We start from the raw sequence: 19912 nt of genomic DNA, 5'->3' as shown, positions 1-19912 counted from the left end.
ACGCGTTGGGATATCAGGGTCGAACCGGATGCCCTGCAACCGGACGCCCTGCAGTCGGCGCGCATGCTCGCCGACCGAGGTGACCATCGCGCGACATCACTCAGGTCCAGCCGAACCACTCGAAGCAGCGCAGGATCACATACGCCACGCCGCCCGCGGCCGGGATGGTCAGAATCCAGGCCCAGACGATGCGCTCGATCACGCCTAGCCGCAGCGAGCGCGGGTTCTTGGCAAAGCCCACACCCATGATCGCGGTGGAAATGCTGTGCGTGGTGGACACCGGCATGCCGAAGTGCGCGGCCACGGTCAGCACGGTGGCCGAGCTGGTTTCTGCGGCAAAACCGTGGATGGGATGCAGCTTGACCATCTTGTGGCCGAGCGTCTTGATGATCTTCCAGCCGCCCGAGGCGGTGCCGGCGGCCATCACCACCGCACAGGTCAGCACGATCCACATCGGAATGCCGGCACCCGCGGCCAAGCCGGTGCCAGGATGCAGGAACGACAGCCAGCCCGGCAGCTCGTCCAGTGCACCGGCCGACTGCGCGCCGATCAGGGTCATGGCGATGATGCCCATGGTCTTCTGCGCGTCGTTATGGCCGTGGGCATAGCCCATGTAAGCGGCCGAGGCGATCTGCGCCTTGCCGAAGAAGGCATTGACCCAGCGCGGACGCGCCAGCCGCCCGATCGGCCCGCCCAGCCTGGCCATGCCGGCGATGATCGCCCACAGCAGCAGCATCACCACGATACCGAGCAGGAAGCCGGCGATCGGCGAGGTGATCATCGGCACGAACACCTTCCACAGCAGGCCCTTGTTCTTGGCCCAGTTGCCGATGTTTTCCGACCAGATCAACGCGTTCCAGTTGTTGTGCGCGGCCGCCAGGCCGGCGCCGCAAAGCCCGCCGATCAAGGCGTGCGAGGACGACGACGGCAGGCCCTTCCACCAGGTGATCAGGTTCCAGATGATGCCGCCCAGCAGCGCGCACAGGATCACCTGCGGGGTGACCTCGACCACCTCGGTGTTGAGCAGGCCGGAGGCGATCGTCAGCGCCACCGCGGTGCCGGTGAGCGCGCCGATCAGGTTCATGCCGGCGGCCAGCATCACCGCCCAACCCGGCGACAGCACCTTGGTGGCGACCACGGTGGCGATGGAGTTGGCGGTGTCGTGGAAGCCGTTGATGAACTCGAACACCAACGCCGCCAGGATCACCACCAGGACTAGGGTAAGCACGCGGCGACCTCAGCTGTTCTTCAATACGATCTGGTACACCACCACCCCGGCCTCGCGGCAACGGTCGATGGCCTTTTCCAGGATCTCGAAGAATTCCTTGAGCAGGAACATCTGCAGCGTGTCCAGGCGGCCGGAATAGATGTCGCGGTACAGCTCGAGCATCAGCCGGTCGGCTTCGTTTTCCAGCATGCGCAGCTTGTCGTTGAGCGCGGTCATGCGATCGATGTTCATGTGCGGCAGGTCGGTCACCATCTCCACCACCACCGCGGCGGCCTGTTCCAGCATCGCCGCGCGCGGGGCGAAGTCGATGTGCTCCAGGTGCTTGGTGGCCAGCGAGTACCGGTCGGCGAACTTCTCGACCTGCTTGGGAATCTTGTACAGCGCCGACCCCAGCGCCTCGATGTCCTCGCGCTCGATCGGGGTCATGAAGCTGTCCACCAGCGCCTGGCCGATCTTGTCGGAGGCGGCGCGTTCGCGCAGGCGGGCCAGCTTGAAGGCGTCCAGCGCGGGTTGGCGGTCGGACGTGCGCATCATGGCGTGCAAGGCCTTGGTGCTGTCGTAGGCGGCCTGCGCCGCTTCGTTCAGGAGCGCATAGAACTGCTTGCCGGAACCGAAGATGGTCTGCAACGAGAACATGGGTGGAGAACTTCCTGCCGTCGAGGGAGAGACGGACGCCAAGCGCGAATTATGACCGTTCCATGACCTGTCTGGGTATCTCGGCGCCACAAGTGGCCTTCACATCGGCATTTCCCGGCTCGAACCACCCTGTGGTTTGCTAACATGCTCCCGCGCCCTCGGGTGCACCCTATGGAAGACGACCCTATATTCCCCCGTTGCCGCCCCGCCCTTGTGCGCGCCGGCCAACCCAGTGCTCGCCCGCCCTCCCCTTCACTGACCGGGGAAGACGCCCGTGGTTGAGTTTCTGATCGTCATCGCGCTGATCCTGTTGAACGGCTTCTTCGCGATGTCGGAAATGTCCTTGATGACCTCGCGCAAGAGCCGGCTGAAGCAGATGGCCGGCTCCAGCAAGCGCGCTGCGCGTGCCCTGGCACTGGCCGAAAGCCCGGAAAACTTCCTGTCCACGGTGCAGATCGGCATTACCCTGATCGGCATCCTGACCGGCGTGTTCGGTGGCGAGGCGATCGGCGAGGCCATCAGCAGCTGGCTGCAGGGGCTGTTCCCGGCACTGTCGGCCTCGTTCGAGCTGGTCGGCAAGCCGCGCCCGTATTCGGTGGTGATCGGCAGCACGCTGGCGGTGGCGCTGATCACCTTCCTGACGCTGATCTTCGGCGAACTGGTGCCCAAGCGGCTGGCGCTGCGCAACTCCGAGGACATCGCCGGGGTGGTTGCGGTGCCGATGGCCTGGCTGGCGAAAATCGCCGCTCCCGGCGTGTGGGTGCTGGCGCGCTCGACCCGGCTGGTGCTGCGCATGCTCGGCATGGGCAAGGACGAATCGGCATCGGTGACCGAAGAGGAGATCCGCATGCTGGTGGCCGAAAGCCACGAGGCCGGCGTGATCGATGCGCACGAGCGCGACATGATGAATCGCGTGATGCGGCTGGGCGACCGCACCGCCGACAGCCTGATGACCCCGCGCAACCGCATCGCCTGGCTGGATGCCAACGCCGAGCCGGAACGCAATCTGCAGGTGATGCGCGAGCACGAGTTTTCGCGTTACCCGGTGTATCGCGGCAGCGACCAGGACATTGCCGGCGTGCTGGAAGTCAAATCGCTGGTCACGCGCATGGGTGGGCACGGCGAGAATCTTTTCCAGGCGCTGCGCGATACCTTGTTCGTGTCCGAATCCACACATGCGATGAAGCTGCTGGAGATCTTCCGCGAAGAACAGCAGTCGATGGCGCTGGTGGTGGACGAATACGGCGAGATCCGTGGACTGGTGACCATCAGCGACCTGATGGGTGCGGTGGTCGGCCGTCTGCAGGCGGTGGAAAACACCGACGAGGATGCGCTGGTGGTCACGCGCGCCGACGGCTCGCTGCTGATCGACGGGTCGCTGCCGGTGGAGGAACTGCGCGAAGTGCTGGGCGCCGAACTGCCGGAAGCCGACGAAGGCGACTATCACACGCTCGCCGGCCTGTGCATCTACTACTTCGGGCGCATTCCGCAGGCGGGCGAATTCTTCGATTGGGCCGGCTGGCGCATCGAGATCGTCGATCTGGATGGCGCGCGCGTGGACAAGCTGCTGCTGAGCCGTGTCGGCGACGAGGGCAGCGATGACATCGTCGGATAACGGCGTGCCGCCGCCGGATGCGGCCGACGGCGAGCAGATGCGCTATCGCAACGAAGGCATCCGCAGCCTGCTGGCGGCCTTCAGCGAGGGCGATCCGGCGCAGGTGTTGCGGGTACGCGAGATCCTGGCCGACCTGCAGCAGAGCGCGTTCGGCGTGTTTCTGTTCCTGGCGATCCTGCCCTCGTTCATTCCCATTCCCGGCGTGGCCGGCGGCATCAGCGGCCCGCTGACGGTGCTGATCGGGATGCAGATGCTGTGCTGCCTGCGCAAGCCGTGGGTGCCGCGTTTCATCGGCGAGCGCGGGCCGCGCCGCAGCACCAGCCAGCGTTTCGTCGCGCGGCTTGCGCCGACGCTGCAACGCCTGGACCGGCTGCTCAAGCCACGCCTGCACGGCATGCTGGACCGGATTCCGGCGCAGATGTTCACCGGCGTGCTGCTGGTGCTGGTCGGCGTCCTGCTGACGTTGCCGATCCCGTTCACCAACTACCTCTTCGGGCTGATCCTGCTGCTGTTCGCTCTGGCCCTGCTCGAGCGCGACGGTGCGCTGTTGCTGGTGGGCTGGGCCGCTGCGCTGATTTCGGTGGCGGTGTTCGGGGTCACGTCCGACCAGCTGCTGGATCTGGTGCGCGATTGGTGGCCGGCCGCCTGGCGCTGATGCGCGAGACGATCGGCCCACCTGATCGTCGCCGTTACTTCAGATCCACCACACGGTTGTCAGACAGGCTGCCGGTGTCGTCGGTGACTGCCGTCATCACGAAGTACAGCGCCTTGCCCAGCAGCCCGCTCGGACCGTCCCAGTACTCGGCCGATTCGGCACGCACATGGATCAGGCGCAGATTGGGGTCATCCTTGCCGCCGGGGAAAAACACCTTCATCGCCGGCGACCACAGCTGCTCGATCTTGGCGCGGTCATCGACCACGCGCGCGGTGCCGGCGACCGACACGTAGCTGTTCTTCGAGGCCGAGGCATAGGCCACGTTGACGCGCGGATCGGCAGCGATTTCGGCCACCTTCGGGCTGTCGGCGGCGGTGGCGAACCACAGGTCGCCATCGAATTCGACTTCCTGCGTGCCCAACGGCCGGCTCACCAGTTTGCCGTCGGCCGACACGGTCGTGAACATCGCGATGTCCACGCCGCGGATCAATTCCGCCAACTGCTTGATGCTCTCGCTGCGTTCCTGAAATTGCATGCTGGTCTTCCCAATGGAGGTGCATGCATCTGAGCGGATTGCCGCGCAAAGCGACGTGAATCACGCAGGAGTCACGTCCAGCTCGCGGCAGGCCATGGCGGCGATTTCGAACGAACGCAGACGCGCGGCATGGTCGTAGATGTTGGCGGTGAACAGCAACTCGTCCGGCGTATGGCGCTCGATGAACTCGGCCACGCCCCGCGCGATCTGCTCGGCATCGCCCAGCACCGTGCAGGCCAGCGCCCGCTCCACGCCGGCACGTTCGTGCGGCTGCCAGAAGCTGTCGATGTCGTCGATCGGCGCGGGAATCTTGCCCGGCTTGCCGCGGCGCAGGTTGACGAAACTCTGCTGCTGGGTGGTGAACAGGCGGCGTGCCTGCGCTTCGGTCTCCGCGGCCACCACGTTCAAGGCCAGCATCACGTGCGGCTTGGCCAACTGCGCGGACGGGCGGAACTCGCGGCGGTAAATCGCCACCGCCTCGTCCATCGCATCGGGCGCGAAGTGCGAAGCAAACGCGAACGACAGGCCCATCGCTGCGGCCAGCCGCGCACTGAACAGGCTGGAGCCCAGCAGCCATACCGGCACGTCGAGCCCGGCGCCCGGCACTGCCTGCACCAGTTGCCCCGGCACGGCAGGCGCGAAGTAGCGCAACAGCTCGGCCACGTCCTGCGGAAAATGGTCGGCGCTGTCGAAATAGCGACGCAGGGCGCGCGCGGTCGGCTGGTCGGTGCCGGGCGCGCGGCCCAGGCCCAGGTCGATGCGCTGCGGATACAGCGAGGCCAGCGTGCCGAACTGTTCGGCCACCTGCAGCGGCGCATGGTTGGGCAGCATGATGCCGCCGGCACCGACGCGGATGGTCTTGGTGCCGCCGGCCACGTGGCCGATCAGCACCGCGGTGGCGGCGCTGGCGATGCCCGGCATGTTGTGGTGCTCGGCCAGCCAGTAACGCTGGTAGCCCCAGCGCTCGGCGTGCTGGGCCAGATCGAGCATGTTGGCGAAGGCATGGGTGGTGTCGCTGCCTTCGCAGACCGGCGCCAGGTCGAGCACGGAAATGGGCGTCATCGGATGACTCCGGGGAATGAATGATGTGCAAGAGATGGGGCTGGGCAGGCGGCTTTGCCACCTGCCCAGGTGGCGCTGGGGGGATTACAGCATTCCAGTGGTCGAACAACGGGAGGATCTGCAACTGGCCATTCCCCGCTCCGTGCCCAGGCCCGCGCTTCGTTGCACCGGCACTGCACTGCACGCGCGCAGCGGCGCGCAAGCATTCGCCCCGGAGGGAGGGGCTTACGGCTACGCGCGATGGCTGTTGGTGTGTTGCGCGCGTTGGCTCGCCTGCGAATGCAGTTGCCAGGCCACGAAGCATGGGCGTCGGGTGACACCGTTGCTGGCTATGATGGACACCGCACTGGCAGCGCCTGCATGACGATGGCTTCGACCGCTCCGCTTGACCCCGCTTCGGACACCCTGCACATCGCCGCGCGGATCGACCGGCTGCCGGCCAGCGCCACGCTGTGGCGGCTGGTCGGCCTGCTCGCGCTGGGCGGTTTTTTCGAGTTGTACGACCTGTTCCAGACCGCCTACATCAGCCCCGGGTTGATCCGCGACGGCATCTTTGCCAGCGGTGCCGATGGCGCATTCGGCATGTCCGACCAGGCTGCGTTTGCGGCGGCGACGTTTCTGGGGCTGTTTGTCGGAGCTGCCCTGTTGAGCCCGTTCGCCGACCGCTTCGGGCGCCGGCCGGTGTTCACCTTCGCCCTGGTCTGGTACACCGCCGCGACCGTGGCAATGGGCCTGCAGGACACCGCCACCGGCGTCATCGTGCTGCGCCTGGTGGTCGGGATCGGCCTGGGCATCGAGCTGGTCACCATCGACACCTACCTGTCCGAGCTGGTGCCGCGGCATATGCGCAGCGCCGCGTTCGCGTTTGCATTCTTCGTGCAGTTTCTGGCGGTGCCTGCAGTGGCGCTGACCGCCTGGCTGCTGGTGCCGCATGCACCGCTGGGGGTGAGCGGATGGCGCTGGGTGGTGTTGCTGAGTGGGGTATTCGCACTGGCGATCTGGTGGCTGCGCAGCCGTTTGCCGGAATCGGCGCGCTGGCTGGCAGCGCAGGGACGCCATGCCGACGCCGATGCGGTGCTGAGCCAGCTCGAAGCGCGCTGCGCGCGCGATCTGGGCGCACCCCTGGCTGCACCGCAGTTGCCTGTCCCCTCGCCGGCCGGCGGCGTACAGACCGCGGCGCTATGGCGGGCGCCCCATCGCGGGCGCATCGGCATGCTGGTGGTGTTCCACATCTTTCAGGCGATCGGCTTTTTCGGCTTCGGCAACTGGCTGCCGGCCCTGATCTCGGCGCAAGGCACCGGCGTGACCAGGAGCCTGGGCTATTCCTTCGCCATTTCGCTGGCCTACCCGCTGGCGCCGCTGCTGTTGTTGCGCTTTGCGCAACGCTGGGAAAACAAGTGGCAGATCACCGCATCGGCGCTGGGCGCGGTGCTGTTTGGCGTGCTGTTTTCGCAACAGCATCAGGCGATCGGCATGGTGGTATGCGGGGCGATGATTGCGTTCTGCAACGCCTGGATGAGCTTTGCCTATCACGGCTATCAGGCCGAGCTGTTCCCCACCGGGCTGCGCGCGCGGGCAGTGGGCTTTTGCTATTCCTTCAGCCGCCTTTCCACGGCGGTAAGCAGCGTGCTGATCGGCTGGCTGCTCGCCCAGGTCGGCAGCCATGGCGTACTGGCCTTCATCGTGGTCAGCATGTCGATCGTGGCCAGCGTGATCGCGCTGTTCGGCCCCCGCACGCGCAACCGTGCGCTGGAAGAGATTGCCGGTTGAGCGTGGTGCCGACCCAACCCAGCCAGGTGGCATTACGCGCCTGAGCTTGCAAGCGCATCGCCGTGGACGGCGGGCTGCGCGGCAGGCGCAACGCCCAGGGCCACCGTGCGATCGGCCACCGCAGCCAGGCTGGTGCGATGCGAGACCACCACCAGCACGGTCTGCGGCAGGCGTTGCCGCAACATGCACAACAGCTGCTGTTCGGCCTCTGCATCCAGTGCGCTGGTGGCCTCGTCCAATACCGCCAGGGCCGGCTGGCGCAACAGCACCTGGGCCAGCAGCAGGCGCTGCGACTCGCCGCCGGACAGCCGCCCGTCCTGGCCGTTGATCGGGCTGTCCAGGCCTTGCCCGTCACGCCGCAGACGCGCGCTCAGGCCGACGTCGCCCAGCACCTCCCACATGCGCGCATCGGGAGCGCCGGGCAAGGCCCAGTCCAGGCACGCGCGGACCGTGCGCTGCCACGGCCGCACCCCCTGGCCGAGGTAGGCGCCATGCCGTACCAGGACGCGATACTCGGCGAAATCCAGCCGGCGCCCGCCCATGTGCGCGGTGAACTGCGCCGGCGCAGTCTGACCTGAGAGCACGTCCATCAGGCTGCTCTTGCCGACGCCGGAGGGCCCGACCACCAGGGTCAGTTCGCCGGGCAGCAGCAGCATCGGCGCGAGATCGAGCCTGGGCAACGGCGGCGCCAGGCCGATGTGTTCCAGATGCACGGCTGCCGGCAGCGGTGCTGCCGGCGCGGCCGCCGTGCGCGCGCGCGGCGTGCCCAACTCCGCATAGCGCCGCCACAACTGCAACGCCGGCCAGGCCGAGCGCAGTTGCTGCACGCTCTGGCGGGTGCTGACCAGATACGGCAGCAGGCGCCCGAGCAGCAGGCTGACGGTGATCAGCGCAGCGCGGTCCGCGCCCTGCCAGAGGTTGGCCAGCACCAGGATGGCGGCGATTGCCGCCACCGCGGTGGCTTCGAGCAGCAGCCGGCTGCCTGCCACCAGCGCCTGCTGCTGCGCATAGCCCTGCCCCAGCTGTGCGGAAATGCGTTCGTAATGGCGCGTTTCCAGCGCTTCGCGCTGGAACGAGCGCACATGCCGCAAGCGACGCGGGAAGTCTTCGCTCAACCAGAACAGCTGCGTCATGTCGGCCACATAATCGCGGCTGATGCGCGCCTGTTTGTCGCTGCTGGAGATGCGCAGGCCCAGCCACGCCAGCCCCAGCAGCAACGGCGCCGCCAGCAGCAATGCAGGCGCGATCATGACCGCGATGCAGAGGCTCACCAGGGCGGTCATGCCGGCCACCAGCAGCTGCAATGCCGCACTGAACCCCTGGGTGGCGATTTCGATGTTGTAGGTCAGCACATTGGCGATTTCCGCCGAGCTGGCGCCGGACAGCGCAGGCAGCGGCGCATCGATCAAGGCGGCATGTACGCGCTGGCGCAGCCCGATGGCGTAGCGGCTGGTCAGCCGCGCGGCCAGCCCTGCGCCATGCCAACGCAGTGCGGCAAACACCAGGCTGACGGCTACGAACAGCGCCACCTGCATCGCCAGGGCCTGCGGTAAGGCGAGCGCGTAGCCGGCCAGGCGGACGGCGTGCCCGGGCTGCACCAGCGGCACCAGGCTGACCGCGACAACGCTGCCGGCCAGTGCGGCAAGCAGCGATACGCCGACGTAGAGCGCGATGGTCGGCACGTCCGCCGGCACCAGCGTGCCGACGAAATCGTGCCACATCGCGCGCATGGGCCTGCGCTCTGCAGCGGCGCGTATCTCAGTCACGTGTGGGGCGCACTGCGGCATGCGGCATGCCGCATGGCGTTGACCCTGCAGACGCCGCCGCGCGGCGGCCGCGCGCATGCGCTCACCGCAACACCTGCAGCAGCGCGTGCAGCGAGGCCTGCGGATGCAAACCGCGGCGCAACGTAAACATGCCGATGCGCTGCACCTGCTCGACAAAGCGCGGCCAGCCCGGTTGACCGGCCGCATACGGCTGATCGCCTGCCAGGCAATCGGCGATGCGTTCGGCCGGCATCGCCAGCAGCAACTGCGCAGGATCGCTCGCCGGCGTCGCCGACAGCATCACCACCGCAGACAACGGCAGGGGCGCGCGCGCCAGCTGCGCGCGGCCGTGGCGAATATCGATCTCGAACTTTTCCACGCCGCTGCGGCGCCGGATGGTCGGCGAGGCGCTGATCCAGGCGCGGGTCTGCGCACTGACCAGGCCCAGCGCGCCGGCGCGCAGGTGCAGAAAGTTGGCCACGCCAGTGGTGAGCAGGCTCTCCGGCGCCACGAACACGCCGTCTTCGGCGATGAAGTCCAGGCCATGCAACAGGCTGTGCAGCGCCAGGGTCGATTTGCCGGCACCGCTGGCACCGAGCAACAGCACGCTGCGTCCGTGCCGGCCCACGCATGCGCCATGCAGGGGCACCAGGCCCATGCCGCGCGCGGCCAGCAGGAACACGGCAAATTCGATCAGCTCATACCGCACGTGATAGGCGTGGGCGAGCATGTCGTCGGAGACCACCAGCATGGCCCGGCGCGCGGGCACCGACAGCATCAGGTAGTTGCAGGCATCCATGACGCCACACAGCAGGCCGCCGCTGGCATGGGTGCGCACCGGTGGCGGTTCTGCGCCGGGTGGCGCGTGCCCGCGCGCCACCAGATCCAGCGTGACATGAAACTCCGGCGCACCCGGCAAGCGATGCGCGGGCAGGCCCGCGTAGGCGTGGTCCACCAGCGCCAGCAGCGCCTCGCTGTCGCTTTCGAAGTGAAACAGCGCGCCGAGGATCTGCCGGCGCACGCCGTGCCGGCGCGGCCGATGTTCACCAAAGGGATCTACTGCCGCCGCATCCGGCGTGCCGGAGCGTGCGTCATCGCCCACCGGCAGGAGTTGCGCCAACGCAGCCGACTGCGGCATGCCGTTCCATCCATTGCATCGATCAGCCGGTATGTGCCGAACGGCAACGGAAAGGTTGCCTGGCCGGCATCGACGCGCATACCCGACGCGAGCCGGCAACCGGGCGCGCATCCGCACAACCAAAGCGGCCTGCATCCGCACCTACTGCCGAGCCGAATGCCGGTGTCTGCGCACGCCACCGCTGCGTCCACCTGGCGACAGAACGAGAGCCTTGTGCAGATGCTAAAGATCCAGGTCAGTCATTCGTATTTCCTGCGTTACGACCCCAAGCAATGGGAGCGCGGCAAACCCTATCCACCGCTGGCGACGCTGCAGGTCGCGGCGTTGCTGCGCGAACGTGGCCATGCCCTGAGCCTGTTCGACGCGATGCTGGCCGAGGACGTGCAGGAGTATGACGGCGCGTTGCACCAGGCGCAGCCGGATGTGGTGGTGTTCTACGAAGACAACTTCAACTTCCTCACCAAGATGTGCCTGAGCCGGATGCGCGAGGCCGCCTGCCGCATGATCGCGCAGGCACGGGCCGCCGGTAGCCGCGTGCTGGTCGCCGGCTCCGATGCGTCCGACAACCCGGACGTGTTCCTGGACGCCGGCGCGCATGCGGTGCTGGTCGGCGAAGGGATCGCACCGCTGCTTACGCTGATGGAACGGCTGGAAGCCGATCCGGACATCGACGGCGACGCCTGGCTGGCCGGCGTGGCACGTCTCGCCACCGCGCAACCTGCCGCCACGCGCGCGCATCCCGGCGCGCAACCACCGGACGCGCGCCTGAGCGGCCTGCCGGCCTGGGACCTGGTCGACATGCCGCGCTATCGGCGTTTCTGGCAGCAACGGCACGGCTATTTCAGCCTGAACATGGCCGCTTCGCGGGGCTGCCCGTTTCGCTGCAACTGGTGCGCCAAACCGATCTGGGGCAATCACTACACGCGCCGCGCTGCGGACGACGTGGCTGCCGAAATGATTCATCTCAAGCGCAGCTTCCAGCCCGATCACCTGTGGATGGCCGATGACATCTTCGGCTTCCATATCGATTGGGTGGAAACCTTTGCGCAGCGCCTGAGCGAGGCCGATGGCGCGATCCCGTTCACCATCCAGACCCGTGCCGACCTGGCCAGCGAGCGCATGGCCGCTGCGCTTGCGCGCGCCGGCTGCGCCGAGGCCTGGCTGGGTGCCGAAAGCGGCAGCCAGCGCATCCTGGACAGGATGACCAAGGGCACCGAGGTTGGCGAGGTGATCGCCGCACGCCAGCGCCTGGGCGCGCACGGCATCCGTGTGGGCTTCTTCATTCAACTCGGCTACCTGGGCGAAGAACTCGAAGACATCCTGGCCACGCGCGCACTGGTGACGCAGGCCAACCCGGACATCATCGGCGTCAGCGTGTCCTACCCGCTGCCCGGCACCAAGTTCTACGAGGAAGTGAAGAACCAGCTGGGCGGCAAGACCCATTGGCAGGACAGCGACGACCTGGCGATGATGTTCCATGGCGCCTACGACTCGGAGTTCTACCGCAGCGTGCGCGACCTGCTGCATACCCAGGTCGACCTGCAGCAGGCGCGCGCCACGCTGGGTGCCGATGCATTTGCGCAGGCCTCGCAGACGCTGGAAGCGCGCTGGTCCGCCTTGATCGCCAGCGAACGGCAGCATCGCACCGCGCCGCTTGCCGGCGCTGCCGAACGCCAACCGCGCCAGCTTGCCAGCGTGCTGGTCGGCTAGCGCGCAAGGCGCCGACCTCGCTTCCCCCCCTTACCTCGCCCTTCGGATCACAGCCGCATGCAGCCTTCCCTTCGCACCATCAAGCACGGCCTGCGCACGGCCACCGAACGGCTGGCCAGGGAGTTGGCGCAGCCCGGCGCAGCGGTGCCGCAGTGGGACCGGCTGCAATGGCAACTGGCTGCGGCAGCGGCTGCAGCGCATGGCGTGTCGCCGCTGCTGCAACGCCGCTCGTTGTGGCAGGACGCCGACTGGACCGCGTTCCTGCGCGAGCAACGCAGCCATGTCGAAGACCGTCATCGGCGCATCGCGCTGTTGCTGGCCCGCATCGACGCGGCAGCGCGTGCGGCCGGCATCGCCCTGGTCGGCCTCAAGGGCACCGCCTTGCATCGGCTCGGTGTCTATCTGCCCGGCGATCGCCCAATGGCCGACATCGATCTGCTGGTGGCGCCGGAAGATGCGCCCGCGGCGGCGGCGCTGCTGTGCGAACTCGGTTACGTGGCCTGCTTCGAACAATGGAAGCACCAGGTGTTCAAGCCGCTGCATGGCGAGGCGGTGGCGGGACTGGGCGAGCATCGCGATGCGCCGATCAATCTCGAGCTGCATACCCGCATCCAGGAACGTCTGCCGCTGCGCAGCGTGGACATCACCGCGTGCATCCTGCCCGAGCGACCGCAGCCGGGATTGAATCCCTACCCGTCGGTCGGCGCGCTGATGTGCCATCTGCTACTGCATGCGGCCGGCGGCATCTGCCACCGCAGCATCCGCCTGATGCATCTGCATGACCTGGCACTGCTGGCCACGCGCATGGGGCCGCGTGACTGGGACCAGTTGTGGGACGACCCGGCCGTGGCGCCGTGGTGGGCGCTGCCGCCGCTGCTGCTGCTGCAACGCTATTACCGCAGCGTGGTGCCGCCGGCGGTGATGGCGCGGCTGCAGGCCGGTTGCCCGCGCGTGCTGCGCATGCGTGCGGCCCGCCAGACCCTGACCAGTGCCTCGTGCTCCAACCTGTGGTTGTCGGCCCTGCCCGGCATCGAATGGTCACGCTCGCTGGGCGAGGCGCGACAGTACCTGCGCAATCGCGTGGTGCCGACGGCCGAGAGTCGCAAGGAACGGGCGGACATGCTGCAGACCCAGTTGTGGCTCCAGGGCCAGCCCTGGGTACGGCAGACCCAGCTGCGCCGGGTGATGACGCGCCTGACCCGGCCGGTGCCGCGCACCGACATGCTGTATGTGGTGCGTGCAGCGCTGGACGGCTATCTGCAGCCGGCCTGAGCGCGGCGGACACCGCTGCTGCGCTCAGCATCAGGTCGGCACGGCCTGCCCGGAGTCGGCAGGTGTCCGCCGCAGCGTCCGAGTCCGGGCGCGCTGCCTGCACCCAGCTATCGGCTGCTCGCAGCAGCTTTGTTGGCGATCGCAGGCCCGCAGCAGGCGTCCTCGGCCTTCAACTCGTTGACCGAATCGGCCAGCGCGGCATAGCGCTCGCGCAGGCTGGCGCTTGTGCAGCCGATCACCGTTGCGATCACGTCCCCACGTTTTGTTTGGCAGCCTCGTTGCTGCACCGCGCGTTGCCTTGCGGCTGATGCGATCTGCGTCATTGCGCCGCAGTCAGCGCAGCAGCCGCGCCTCGCACAGGTGCCGATACAGCTGCTCGAACAGCCGCGTGGTCAACGCCGCGTCCTCGCGGACCGCGCGGCATTGCGCTGCCCAGGCCAGGCGCAAGCGCAGCTCGTCGTCGGCCAAGACCTGGCGGACGGCTTCTGCCAGCCCGGCCCAGTCGCCCGGCGGCACCGCGAGTGCGCACACCGGCGCCCATTCGACCAGGTGCCCGACCGCGGTGCCGACGGTGGGCACACCGGCGACCGCCGCTTCCAGCAGCACCAGCGGTCCGGCTTCGTGCAGGGACGACAGCACCAGCAGGTCGGCCGATTGCATGATCGGGCGCAGCTCGCGCTGGGTCTTGAAACCGAGAAAACGCACCTGCGCGCCCAGGCCCAGCTGTTGCACCAGGCGTTGCATGGCGCCATCCAGCGTATCGACGCCGACCATGTCCAGGGTAAAGGCGACCTCGGCGCGTTTGAGCGCTGCCATTGCCTGCAGCAAGGTGGTCTGGTCCTTGACCGGATTGAGGCTGGCCACATGCAGCAAGCGGGCGATGCCGCCCGTGCGTGCACGTGGCGCGGCCGGCGGCCAGGCACGCAGATCCACGCCCAACGGCACCCGCTGCGCGTGGATACCGAGCGCCTGCAGCGACGCGAGAATGGGCGCGCTGGCCGCGGTGACGCGGTCGGCCAGGCGCAGGATCACCGCTTCGCGCAGGCGCCCGCGCCAACGTCGCCGGCCACCGTAGCCGATGCCATGCAACGCGACCAGCTCACCACCGGCGATATGCACCACGCTTGGACGCCGCAACAGCTTTGCCGCGGCGACGGCGACCAGACCGCAATAGCCGGAAAAGATGGCCTGGATCACATCGAACGGAGCACGACGATGTTCGTCGACAATGGCGGCGATCGCACGCGTGCGGGTGCGGCGCGCGCCGATGTTGTGCACAGTGGCACCACGCAACGCCCAGGTGCCGGGCAGCGGCTCCTGATGCAGCACGAACACATGCACCTGATGCTGGCGCGCCAGCCATTCGATCAGGGTCAGGAACACCGGGATCACGCGGACCTCGCCGCTGCGGTCCACGCCGCCCGGAACCACCAGGGCCAGTTTCATGCGGTTCGCCTCGGCGCGGCGGCCAGCAGCTGGGTGTACGCTCGCTTCCAGCGCTGCCCCACGGCGGCAAACGACAGCCGTGCATCGAAATGCGCGCGCACCTGTGCGCGATCGGGGCGTTGCCGGACGACGCGCAGCAGCAGGTCCGCCAGGGCCGAGGCATCGCCGACCGGCCACAACGCGCCGACCGCCCCGCCATCGCTGAGCGCACGGAAGGACGGGATATCGGTCAGTAGCGGCAACGTGCCGCAGGCATAGGCTTCCACCGCGGCATAACCGCAGCTCTCCGCGTGGCTGGCGGAGACGAACAGGTCGCAGGCACGCAACAGGGTTTCCACGCGGGCATGCGGCACCCTGCCCAGCAGCTGCACGCAGCGTGCAAGCAGCGGATCGGCGCGCAGACGCTGCCGTACCTGCTCCAGCAACGGCGCCTGGTCGAACACGCACCACAACCGCAACCCGGGCAACACGCGGGCGGCCATGGCGATGGCATCGAGCACACACAACGGATCCTTGGCCGCGCTCAGGTGCCCGACCCACAACACGCAGGGGTCGCCATGCAGACAGGTCTGCTCGCGTGCCTGCAGGCGATCGCCCGGCGAAAAGCGGCTGCTCGATTCGGGAACCGCAAACAGCTGCGTCTTCGCCTTGAACAGGCGCGCCTGGACGAACGGCTGCGCCATCTCCTGCGCGGTGAACGCGATCCCGGCGGCAGCCGCGTAGCGAAGGCGCCACACACTGCGGGCCCACCAGTGCGGCGGGCGGTTGGCGTGATCCTGCAGCAGGATCGGCATCTGCGGCAGCAGGCGGGCGAGACGGCGTGCATCGCCGGCAAATTCCAGGCCGTGGATGTGGACCACATCGGCGCCGATCTCGCGCATCATCGCAGCAAGCAGACCGGCGCGCTGCGCACTGCCGCGCGCGCCGAGCTCGACGAAGCGGTAATCCACGCCCTGGCGAGTGCGCCGCAGGTTCAGTGCAGAGGCCTGGACCACCGATACGCGCACCCCGGCACTGGCGACGGCCTCGGCAATATCGGCCAGCGATGGCCACTGCGCGAACACCTGCTCGGCAGTCAGGCCGGCGGGAGTCGGCAGCAGATTGAGCTGCGCCACCTGCAGGCTCATGGCACCGACCGCGCCCGGATTGCTTGCCCTGCCATGCTGACCAGGCCACGTGCCGCGCACTGCACCGCGCGCAAACGGCACCGCTCGCCTGCCACCGAGATGCTGCATGCGCACGCCACCATGGCCAGTACGTTGGTCACGCGATGCGCCGCAGCCGCAGCACCAGCGCGACCGGCACCCGCAGCGCGGCCTGATCGAAGCGCGCGCCGGGCGCGATGTCGGCCGGGTCCAGCATCGGCTCGGCCACCGCTTCGATCTCCATGCCCAGTGCCACGCAGGCCGCATGCCAATGGCTGTAGAGATGTTGCGTATGCCGCACCGCGTACTGCCGGCCGTCGGCCTTGAAGTCGCGTTGCCAGCCCAGCGCATGGCCGATGGGGTGCACGTCGCTGCACAGCACCAGGCCGCCGACGCGGGTGACGCGGTGCAGTTCTTCCAGCGCCGTCCATAGCTGCTGCAGATGGCCGACCACCAGACCGCAGACGCTGAGATCGGCCACTGCGTCGCCCAGCGGCAGCTGCTCCAGGCTGCCCTGCTGCAGGCGCATGCGTGCCGATGGCCAGTCCTGCGCCAGCTCGGCGCGCGCACGCTGCAGCATCTGCGGCGACAGATCCACGCCGGTCACCTGCAGCGCGCCACGCCGCAAGGCATGCAGCATGTAGCGCCCGCTGCCGCAGCCGGCGTCGAGCACGTGCTGGCCCTGCAACACGTTCGGCATCAACGCGAGCATGGCGCGCTCTTCGGCCAGCATCACCGGGTTGTGCGCGTGCGGCGGATACGCCTGCGCCCACAGCGCATACGCCGCTGCCGGCTCGAGGATCGGTACTGCGCTCACGACACCGCACCGCTGGCGGCCATGGCCACGCCGGGCTGGCGCGCAGGTTGGTGTGCAGGCTGGGGCACGCGCTGCAGGCCGGGTTCCAGTGCCAGGACCGCCGGATCGGCCAGCGTGGCGTCGAGCAGCTTGGGGCGTCCGTCCAGCAGCACCGGGACGGTGCGGATGCCGGCCGCGTCGAACCAGTCGGCAAAATCCGGGTCGGCGATGCGCGGGGCGCCATCGCGTATCACCGCACGCAGATCGCCGCGTGCGCAGCCCACCACGCTGAGCGCGGGCTCGCCACCGCGGTCGCGCACGATCACCAGGTCCGCCGCCGCCCCCGGCGCCAGGCGTCCACGCGTGGCCATGCGCAGGATGCGTGCCGATTGATGGGTGACCAGGCCGAGCAGCAGATCCGCGGCCAACCCGCTGCTGGCAGCGATGCGCAGTTCTTCCAGCAGATCGCGCGCGCCGCTGACGCGCGAATCGTTGCCCAACGCGAGCCGGCCCGCCATGCACAGGCGCCAGGGGTCGAGCGTGCGGCCCAGCAGCGCACGGTTGCTCGATGGGCACCACACCACCGCCGCGCCACGTGCGATCACCCGCTCGATGTCGCGTTCGCCCATGCCCACGCCGTGGATCAGCACGCTGTTGGGCGCCAGGCAACCGAGCCGGTCCAGTTCCTCCAGTTCGGCGGCCGCCACCGCATCGGTACCTTCGGCCAGATGGATCATCCAGGGATGCGCGGGCGAGGTCGCGGCAAAGCTGCCCTGCACCGGTGGGCCATAGCCGGTCCACCCCAGCGCATAGCTCCAGCCGAACTCGCGCAACACCCCCACCGGAAAGCCGGTTTCGTCCAGCGTGGCGTGCCACGGGTCGTGCTGGGCCACGCAGGTGACGCCGGCCAGCAGGTTCTTCAACCCACCATGACGCAGACGCACCGGCTTGGGCACACGCAGGGCAGCGGCCACGTCGGGATGCCGGAAATGCGCCTGGAACGCCTCGATCCACGCATAGCTGTTGGAAAACACCGCGCCCTGCGGCAGCGGCGGCACGCAGTTGACCTGCAGATGCTCGTGCGCATTGATCAGGCCGGGCGCCAGCACATGCCCCTGCAGGTCCAGGCGCAGGCTGCCGGTGCCGAGCGTGCCGCCGAAGCGCCCTGCGCGGATGGTCAACGGCGCGCGCGACGGGCCCGCCAGGGTGATCGCGCGCGCGCCCTGCAGGCAGACATCGGCCATGGACATCGGCATCTCCACTCAGCGCTTGCGCAGCACGATCAGGAAGTGGTCGCCCATGTCGCGCAGCAGCGGCAGCCCGCCCAGACGGTCGTCGCACCGGCCCAAACGCGCGGACAGGCGCGGATGCCGTTGGCAGAAATCCACCAGGTACGGCGGCGGCAGGAACAGGCTCAAGGCGCGATAGCGGTCCAGGACGAAGTGCTTGGCGAAGGCGCGGTAGAACTCGCGCGGCAGGTGGTACCAGGTCCAGATGGTGTGGCCGTTCATGCCCACGGCGGTGACCCCGCGCGCGGCCCGCACCGCGGCGCGCCTGAACCGCCCGCGCACGCTGTAATGGCCGATTTCCCAGGGGCAGATGCGCCCGATCACCGAGAACACCAGGCAGCCATCGGCGCGCAGCAGGCGCGCGCATTCGGCCGCCACGGCCGGGAGATCCGGCGCGCAATTGAGCGGGCCGAAGTTGGAATACATGCCGTCGAAGCTGCCCTCCAGCTGGTCCAGCTGCTGGATGCCGACATGGGCGGCGCTCAGGCGCTCTTCCAGTCCTTGCGTGGCCGCGCGCTGGCGGGTGCGCTCGACCATTGCCGGCGACCAGTCGGTGGCCAGCACGCGGTAACCGCGACGTGCGAATTCGCCGGCATCCAGGCCGGTGCCGCACCCCAGGTCCACCAGCCGCGAGCCCACCGGCAACTCGGCCGCGACCGTGTCCCACAGCGTGGTGCGCATACGCTGGATCAGCGCGTTGTTGCCGCGTGGGCCGTCGTAGTCCGGCGCCACGCTGTCGAACGCGCGTTGCGTCTCCAGCAGGCGCTCCGGGGCCACCGTGCCACCGCGCGCCGCATGCTCATTGGCCACCGACATGCGCAGCCTCCCACCCCGATCCAGCTGTTCTCACCACACTCTCCAGGCGCGACACCGCCGACGCGGCATCGCTTGATTGACCGGTGAGTGCCGCGCGCCGACGGTTTGGTTGCAGCGTCGGGCAGCGATGTCCACCGTGCGGCACGCCGCGGAGCGGCTCAGCCGTCAGTCTGCGGCGCGACGCCGGTACGCCGCCGCCAGGCATTGCGCAACACCGCGGCCAGCACCGCCAGCCCCGCCCCGCCGAGCAGGCCGGCGGCCCAGGCGGTGACGGCATTCGGAAACGCCTGCTGCTCGGGTACGTACAACGGCCATGCCAGCGAGGTCTGATAGGTGTAGCGCGTAGTCAGGCGGGCAATGAGATCGTCGCGCTCGCTCTTCAATGCGCGCACGGTGGCGTTGCTGTCGGTCAGCAGCATGCCTGCCAGGACCTGGGCCGGGGTCGCCGCAGCGGCGCCCTGCCCGGCCTGCACCTGCTGCTGCAGTTGATCGCGGTTACGGGTGGCCACGCGCAGATCGTCGGTCAGGCCCTGCAGGCGCGTGCGCGCCAGTGCGAGCGCCACTGCGTTGGTATCACCATGCAGGCCCTGCAAGGCGCTCACCGTCGCCAGCGCCAGGCTGCGCGCCTGCGCCGACGATTCGGCCCGGATGGTCACCCCGATCAGGTTGGCATACGGGTCCGGATCCGGCTTGAGGCTGCCGCGATACAACTGCGCCGCGCGGCTTTTCAGCGGCACGCCGGCCTGGCGCAACACCGCGTCCTGGAACAGCCGCGTCTTCATGCGATCGATCACGCGCTGGAACGGTTCGACCTTGGGATCGCGCCCGGCCGGCGTGGGGCCGATCTCGCCGACCTGGATCCAGGCGGTGGCTTCCCACTGCGGCCTGGCCAGGCGGGTAAAGGCAACGGTCAGTGCAAGCACCACCACCAGCGCGGCCAGCGCCCAGCGCCATTCGCGACGCAGGATGCGCCACAGGTCGATCAGATAGATGTCGTCGTGTTGAGTCATGGTGCACCGGCTCTGGAACATGT

General features: G+C 68.5%; 18 protein-coding genes. 5 read left to right on the top strand and 13 right to left on the bottom strand.

The features are described from left to right. Positions 1-100: 100 nt before the first annotated feature. Together CPBF1521_RS09025 and CPBF1521_RS09020 are read right to left on the bottom strand one after the other, a co-directional pair. Entirely contained in the window at positions 101-1228 is a 1128-nt protein-coding gene (locus tag CPBF1521_RS09025; protein ID WP_104582878.1) for an inorganic phosphate transporter, read from the bottom strand. Between the two features lie 9 nt (positions 1229-1237). Continuing rightward, a complete protein-coding gene (locus tag CPBF1521_RS09020) occupies positions 1238-1864 on the bottom strand; it encodes a DUF47 domain-containing protein (RefSeq protein WP_104532321.1) in 627 nt (208 codons plus the stop codon). A gap of 274 nt (positions 1865-2138) precedes the next feature. On the opposite strand from CPBF1521_RS09020, the gene CPBF1521_RS09010 reads away from it, so the two are divergent. Both CPBF1521_RS09010 and CPBF1521_RS09005 read left to right on the top strand, forming a co-directional pair. Further along, the gene (locus tag CPBF1521_RS09010; RefSeq protein ID WP_104582877.1) at positions 2139-3479 is read left to right on the top strand and encodes a hemolysin family protein; all 1341 of its coding nucleotides are present in this window, start codon (positions 2139-2141) and stop codon (positions 3477-3479) included. Further along, complete coding sequence (locus CPBF1521_RS09005) at positions 3463-4134, top strand: exopolysaccharide biosynthesis protein (RefSeq protein ID WP_181901179.1); 672 nt, start codon at positions 3463-3465, stop codon at positions 4132-4134. The genes CPBF1521_RS09010 and CPBF1521_RS09005 overlap by 17 nt, the downstream gene beginning before the upstream one ends. A gap of 34 nt (positions 4135-4168) precedes the next feature. Here the strand turns inward: CPBF1521_RS09005 and CPBF1521_RS09000 are convergent, their stop codons facing one another. Both CPBF1521_RS09000 and CPBF1521_RS08995 read right to left on the bottom strand, forming a co-directional pair. After that, positions 4169-4669 (bottom strand): pyridoxamine 5'-phosphate oxidase family protein, encoded by a 501-nt coding sequence (locus CPBF1521_RS09000; RefSeq protein ID WP_016902069.1) that lies wholly within the window; start codon positions 4667-4669, stop codon positions 4169-4171. Between the two features lie 60 nt (positions 4670-4729). Continuing rightward, a complete protein-coding gene (locus tag CPBF1521_RS08995) occupies positions 4730-5731 on the bottom strand; it encodes an LLM class flavin-dependent oxidoreductase (protein ID WP_104582876.1) in 1002 nt (333 codons plus the stop codon). Positions 5732-6091: 360 nt separating this feature from the next. On the opposite strand from CPBF1521_RS08995, the gene CPBF1521_RS08990 reads away from it, so the two are divergent. After that, on the top strand, positions 6092-7501 hold the full coding sequence (locus tag CPBF1521_RS08990; RefSeq protein WP_181901178.1) for an MFS transporter: 1410 nt from the start codon (positions 6092-6094) through the stop codon (positions 7499-7501). A gap of 32 nt (positions 7502-7533) precedes the next feature. Here CPBF1521_RS08990 and CPBF1521_RS08985 read toward each other — a convergent pair whose 3' ends face one another. Next, positions 7534-9231, bottom strand: coding sequence for an ABC transporter ATP-binding protein (locus CPBF1521_RS08985; protein WP_115676772.1), 1698 nt, complete (start codon positions 9229-9231; stop codon positions 7534-7536). Positions 9232-9349: 118 nt separating this feature from the next. Further along, the gene (locus tag CPBF1521_RS08980) at positions 9350-10405 is read right to left on the bottom strand and encodes a phosphoenolpyruvate carboxykinase (ATP) (RefSeq protein WP_115676771.1); all 1056 of its coding nucleotides are present in this window, start codon (positions 10403-10405) and stop codon (positions 9350-9352) included. Positions 10406-10561: 156 nt separating this feature from the next. On the opposite strand from CPBF1521_RS08980, the gene CPBF1521_RS08975 reads away from it, so the two are divergent. Beyond that, entirely contained in the window at positions 10562-12115 is a 1554-nt protein-coding gene (locus tag CPBF1521_RS08975; RefSeq protein ID WP_115676770.1) for a B12-binding domain-containing radical SAM protein, read from the top strand. Positions 12116-12172: 57 nt separating this feature from the next. Beyond that, positions 12173-13387: a nucleotidyltransferase family protein gene (locus CPBF1521_RS08970; protein WP_115676769.1), complete on the top strand. Its 1215-nt coding sequence runs from the start codon at positions 12173-12175 to the stop codon at positions 13385-13387. A 107-nt stretch (positions 13388-13494) separates the two neighbouring features. Here the strand turns inward: CPBF1521_RS08970 and CPBF1521_RS08965 are convergent, their stop codons facing one another. From CPBF1521_RS08965 to CPBF1521_RS08935, 7 genes are all read right to left on the bottom strand, one after another. Then, positions 13495-13710: a hypothetical protein gene (locus CPBF1521_RS08965; RefSeq protein ID WP_147295433.1), complete on the bottom strand. Its 216-nt coding sequence runs from the start codon at positions 13708-13710 to the stop codon at positions 13495-13497. A 10-nt stretch (positions 13711-13720) separates the two neighbouring features. Further along, positions 13721-14833, bottom strand: a complete 1113-nt coding sequence (locus CPBF1521_RS08960; protein ID WP_115676768.1) for a glycosyltransferase family 4 protein — start codon at positions 14831-14833, stop codon at positions 13721-13723. Next, positions 14830-15960 (bottom strand): glycosyltransferase family 4 protein, encoded by a 1131-nt coding sequence (locus CPBF1521_RS08955; RefSeq protein WP_115677087.1) that lies wholly within the window; start codon positions 15958-15960, stop codon positions 14830-14832. The genes CPBF1521_RS08960 and CPBF1521_RS08955 overlap by 4 nt, the downstream gene beginning before the upstream one ends. A gap of 136 nt (positions 15961-16096) precedes the next feature. Next, a complete protein-coding gene (locus CPBF1521_RS08950; RefSeq protein WP_115676767.1) occupies positions 16097-16795 on the bottom strand; it encodes a class I SAM-dependent methyltransferase in 699 nt (232 codons plus the stop codon). Beyond that, positions 16792-18024, bottom strand: coding sequence for an amidohydrolase family protein (locus tag CPBF1521_RS08945; RefSeq protein WP_181901177.1), 1233 nt, complete (start codon positions 18022-18024; stop codon positions 16792-16794). The genes CPBF1521_RS08950 and CPBF1521_RS08945 overlap by 4 nt, the downstream gene beginning before the upstream one ends. A gap of 12 nt (positions 18025-18036) precedes the next feature. Further along, positions 18037-18879: a class I SAM-dependent methyltransferase gene (locus tag CPBF1521_RS08940; RefSeq protein WP_115676765.1), complete on the bottom strand. Its 843-nt coding sequence runs from the start codon at positions 18877-18879 to the stop codon at positions 18037-18039. A gap of 158 nt (positions 18880-19037) precedes the next feature. Further along, a complete protein-coding gene (locus CPBF1521_RS08935) occupies positions 19038-19889 on the bottom strand; it encodes a Wzz/FepE/Etk N-terminal domain-containing protein (RefSeq protein WP_115677086.1) in 852 nt (283 codons plus the stop codon). Between the last annotated feature and the right edge of the window lie 23 nt (positions 19890-19912).

The sequence above is a fragment of the Xanthomonas euroxanthea genome (genome assembly GCF_900476395.1).
GTDB lineage: Bacteria > Pseudomonadota > Gammaproteobacteria > Xanthomonadales > Xanthomonadaceae > Xanthomonas > Xanthomonas euroxanthea.
Note: the sequence above shows the minus strand (reverse complement) of the source record. Positions and strands in the feature narration are given on the sequence as shown.

What these genes read in the sequence shown, in the direction of transcription:
- CPBF1521_RS09020 (WP_104532321.1), bottom strand. Translation starts at nt 1,864, where the DNA reads ATGTTCTCGTTGCAGACCATCTTCGGTTCCGGCAAGCAGTTCTATGCG.
- CPBF1521_RS09005 (WP_181901179.1), top strand. Translation starts at nt 3,463, where the DNA reads ATGACATCGTCGGATAACGGCGTGCCGCCGCCGGATGCGGCCGACGGC.
- CPBF1521_RS09000 (WP_016902069.1), bottom strand. Translation starts at nt 4,669, where the DNA reads ATGCAATTTCAGGAACGCAGCGAGAGCATCAAGCAGTTGGCGGAATTG.
- CPBF1521_RS08995 (WP_104582876.1), bottom strand. Translation starts at nt 5,731, where the DNA reads ATGACGCCCATTTCCGTGCTCGACCTGGCGCCGGTCTGCGAAGGCAGC.
- CPBF1521_RS08990 (WP_181901178.1), top strand. Translation starts at nt 6,092, where the DNA reads ATGACGATGGCTTCGACCGCTCCGCTTGACCCCGCTTCGGACACCCTG.
- CPBF1521_RS08985 (WP_115676772.1), bottom strand. Translation starts at nt 9,231, where the DNA reads ATGCGCGCGATGTGGCACGATTTCGTCGGCACGCTGGTGCCGGCGGAC.
- CPBF1521_RS08980 (WP_115676771.1), bottom strand. Translation starts at nt 10,405, where the DNA reads ATGCCGCAGTCGGCTGCGTTGGCGCAACTCCTGCCGGTGGGCGATGAC.
- CPBF1521_RS08975 (WP_115676770.1), top strand. Translation starts at nt 10,562, where the DNA reads ATGCCGGTGTCTGCGCACGCCACCGCTGCGTCCACCTGGCGACAGAAC.
- CPBF1521_RS08970 (WP_115676769.1), top strand. Translation starts at nt 12,173, where the DNA reads ATGCAGCCTTCCCTTCGCACCATCAAGCACGGCCTGCGCACGGCCACC.
- CPBF1521_RS08965 (WP_147295433.1), bottom strand. Translation starts at nt 13,710, where the DNA reads ATGACGCAGATCGCATCAGCCGCAAGGCAACGCGCGGTGCAGCAACGA.
- CPBF1521_RS08960 (WP_115676768.1), bottom strand. Translation starts at nt 14,833, where the DNA reads ATGAAACTGGCCCTGGTGGTTCCGGGCGGCGTGGACCGCAGCGGCGAG.
- CPBF1521_RS08955 (WP_115677087.1), bottom strand. Translation starts at nt 15,960, where the DNA reads ATGAGCCTGCAGGTGGCGCAGCTCAATCTGCTGCCGACTCCCGCCGGC.
- CPBF1521_RS08945 (WP_181901177.1), bottom strand. Translation starts at nt 18,024, where the DNA reads ATGTCCATGGCCGATGTCTGCCTGCAGGGCGCGCGCGCGATCACCCTG.
- CPBF1521_RS08940 (WP_115676765.1), bottom strand. Translation starts at nt 18,879, where the DNA reads ATGTCGGTGGCCAATGAGCATGCGGCGCGCGGTGGCACGGTGGCCCCG.
- CPBF1521_RS08935 (WP_115677086.1), bottom strand. Translation starts at nt 19,889, where the DNA reads ATGACTCAACACGACGACATCTATCTGATCGACCTGTGGCGCATCCTG.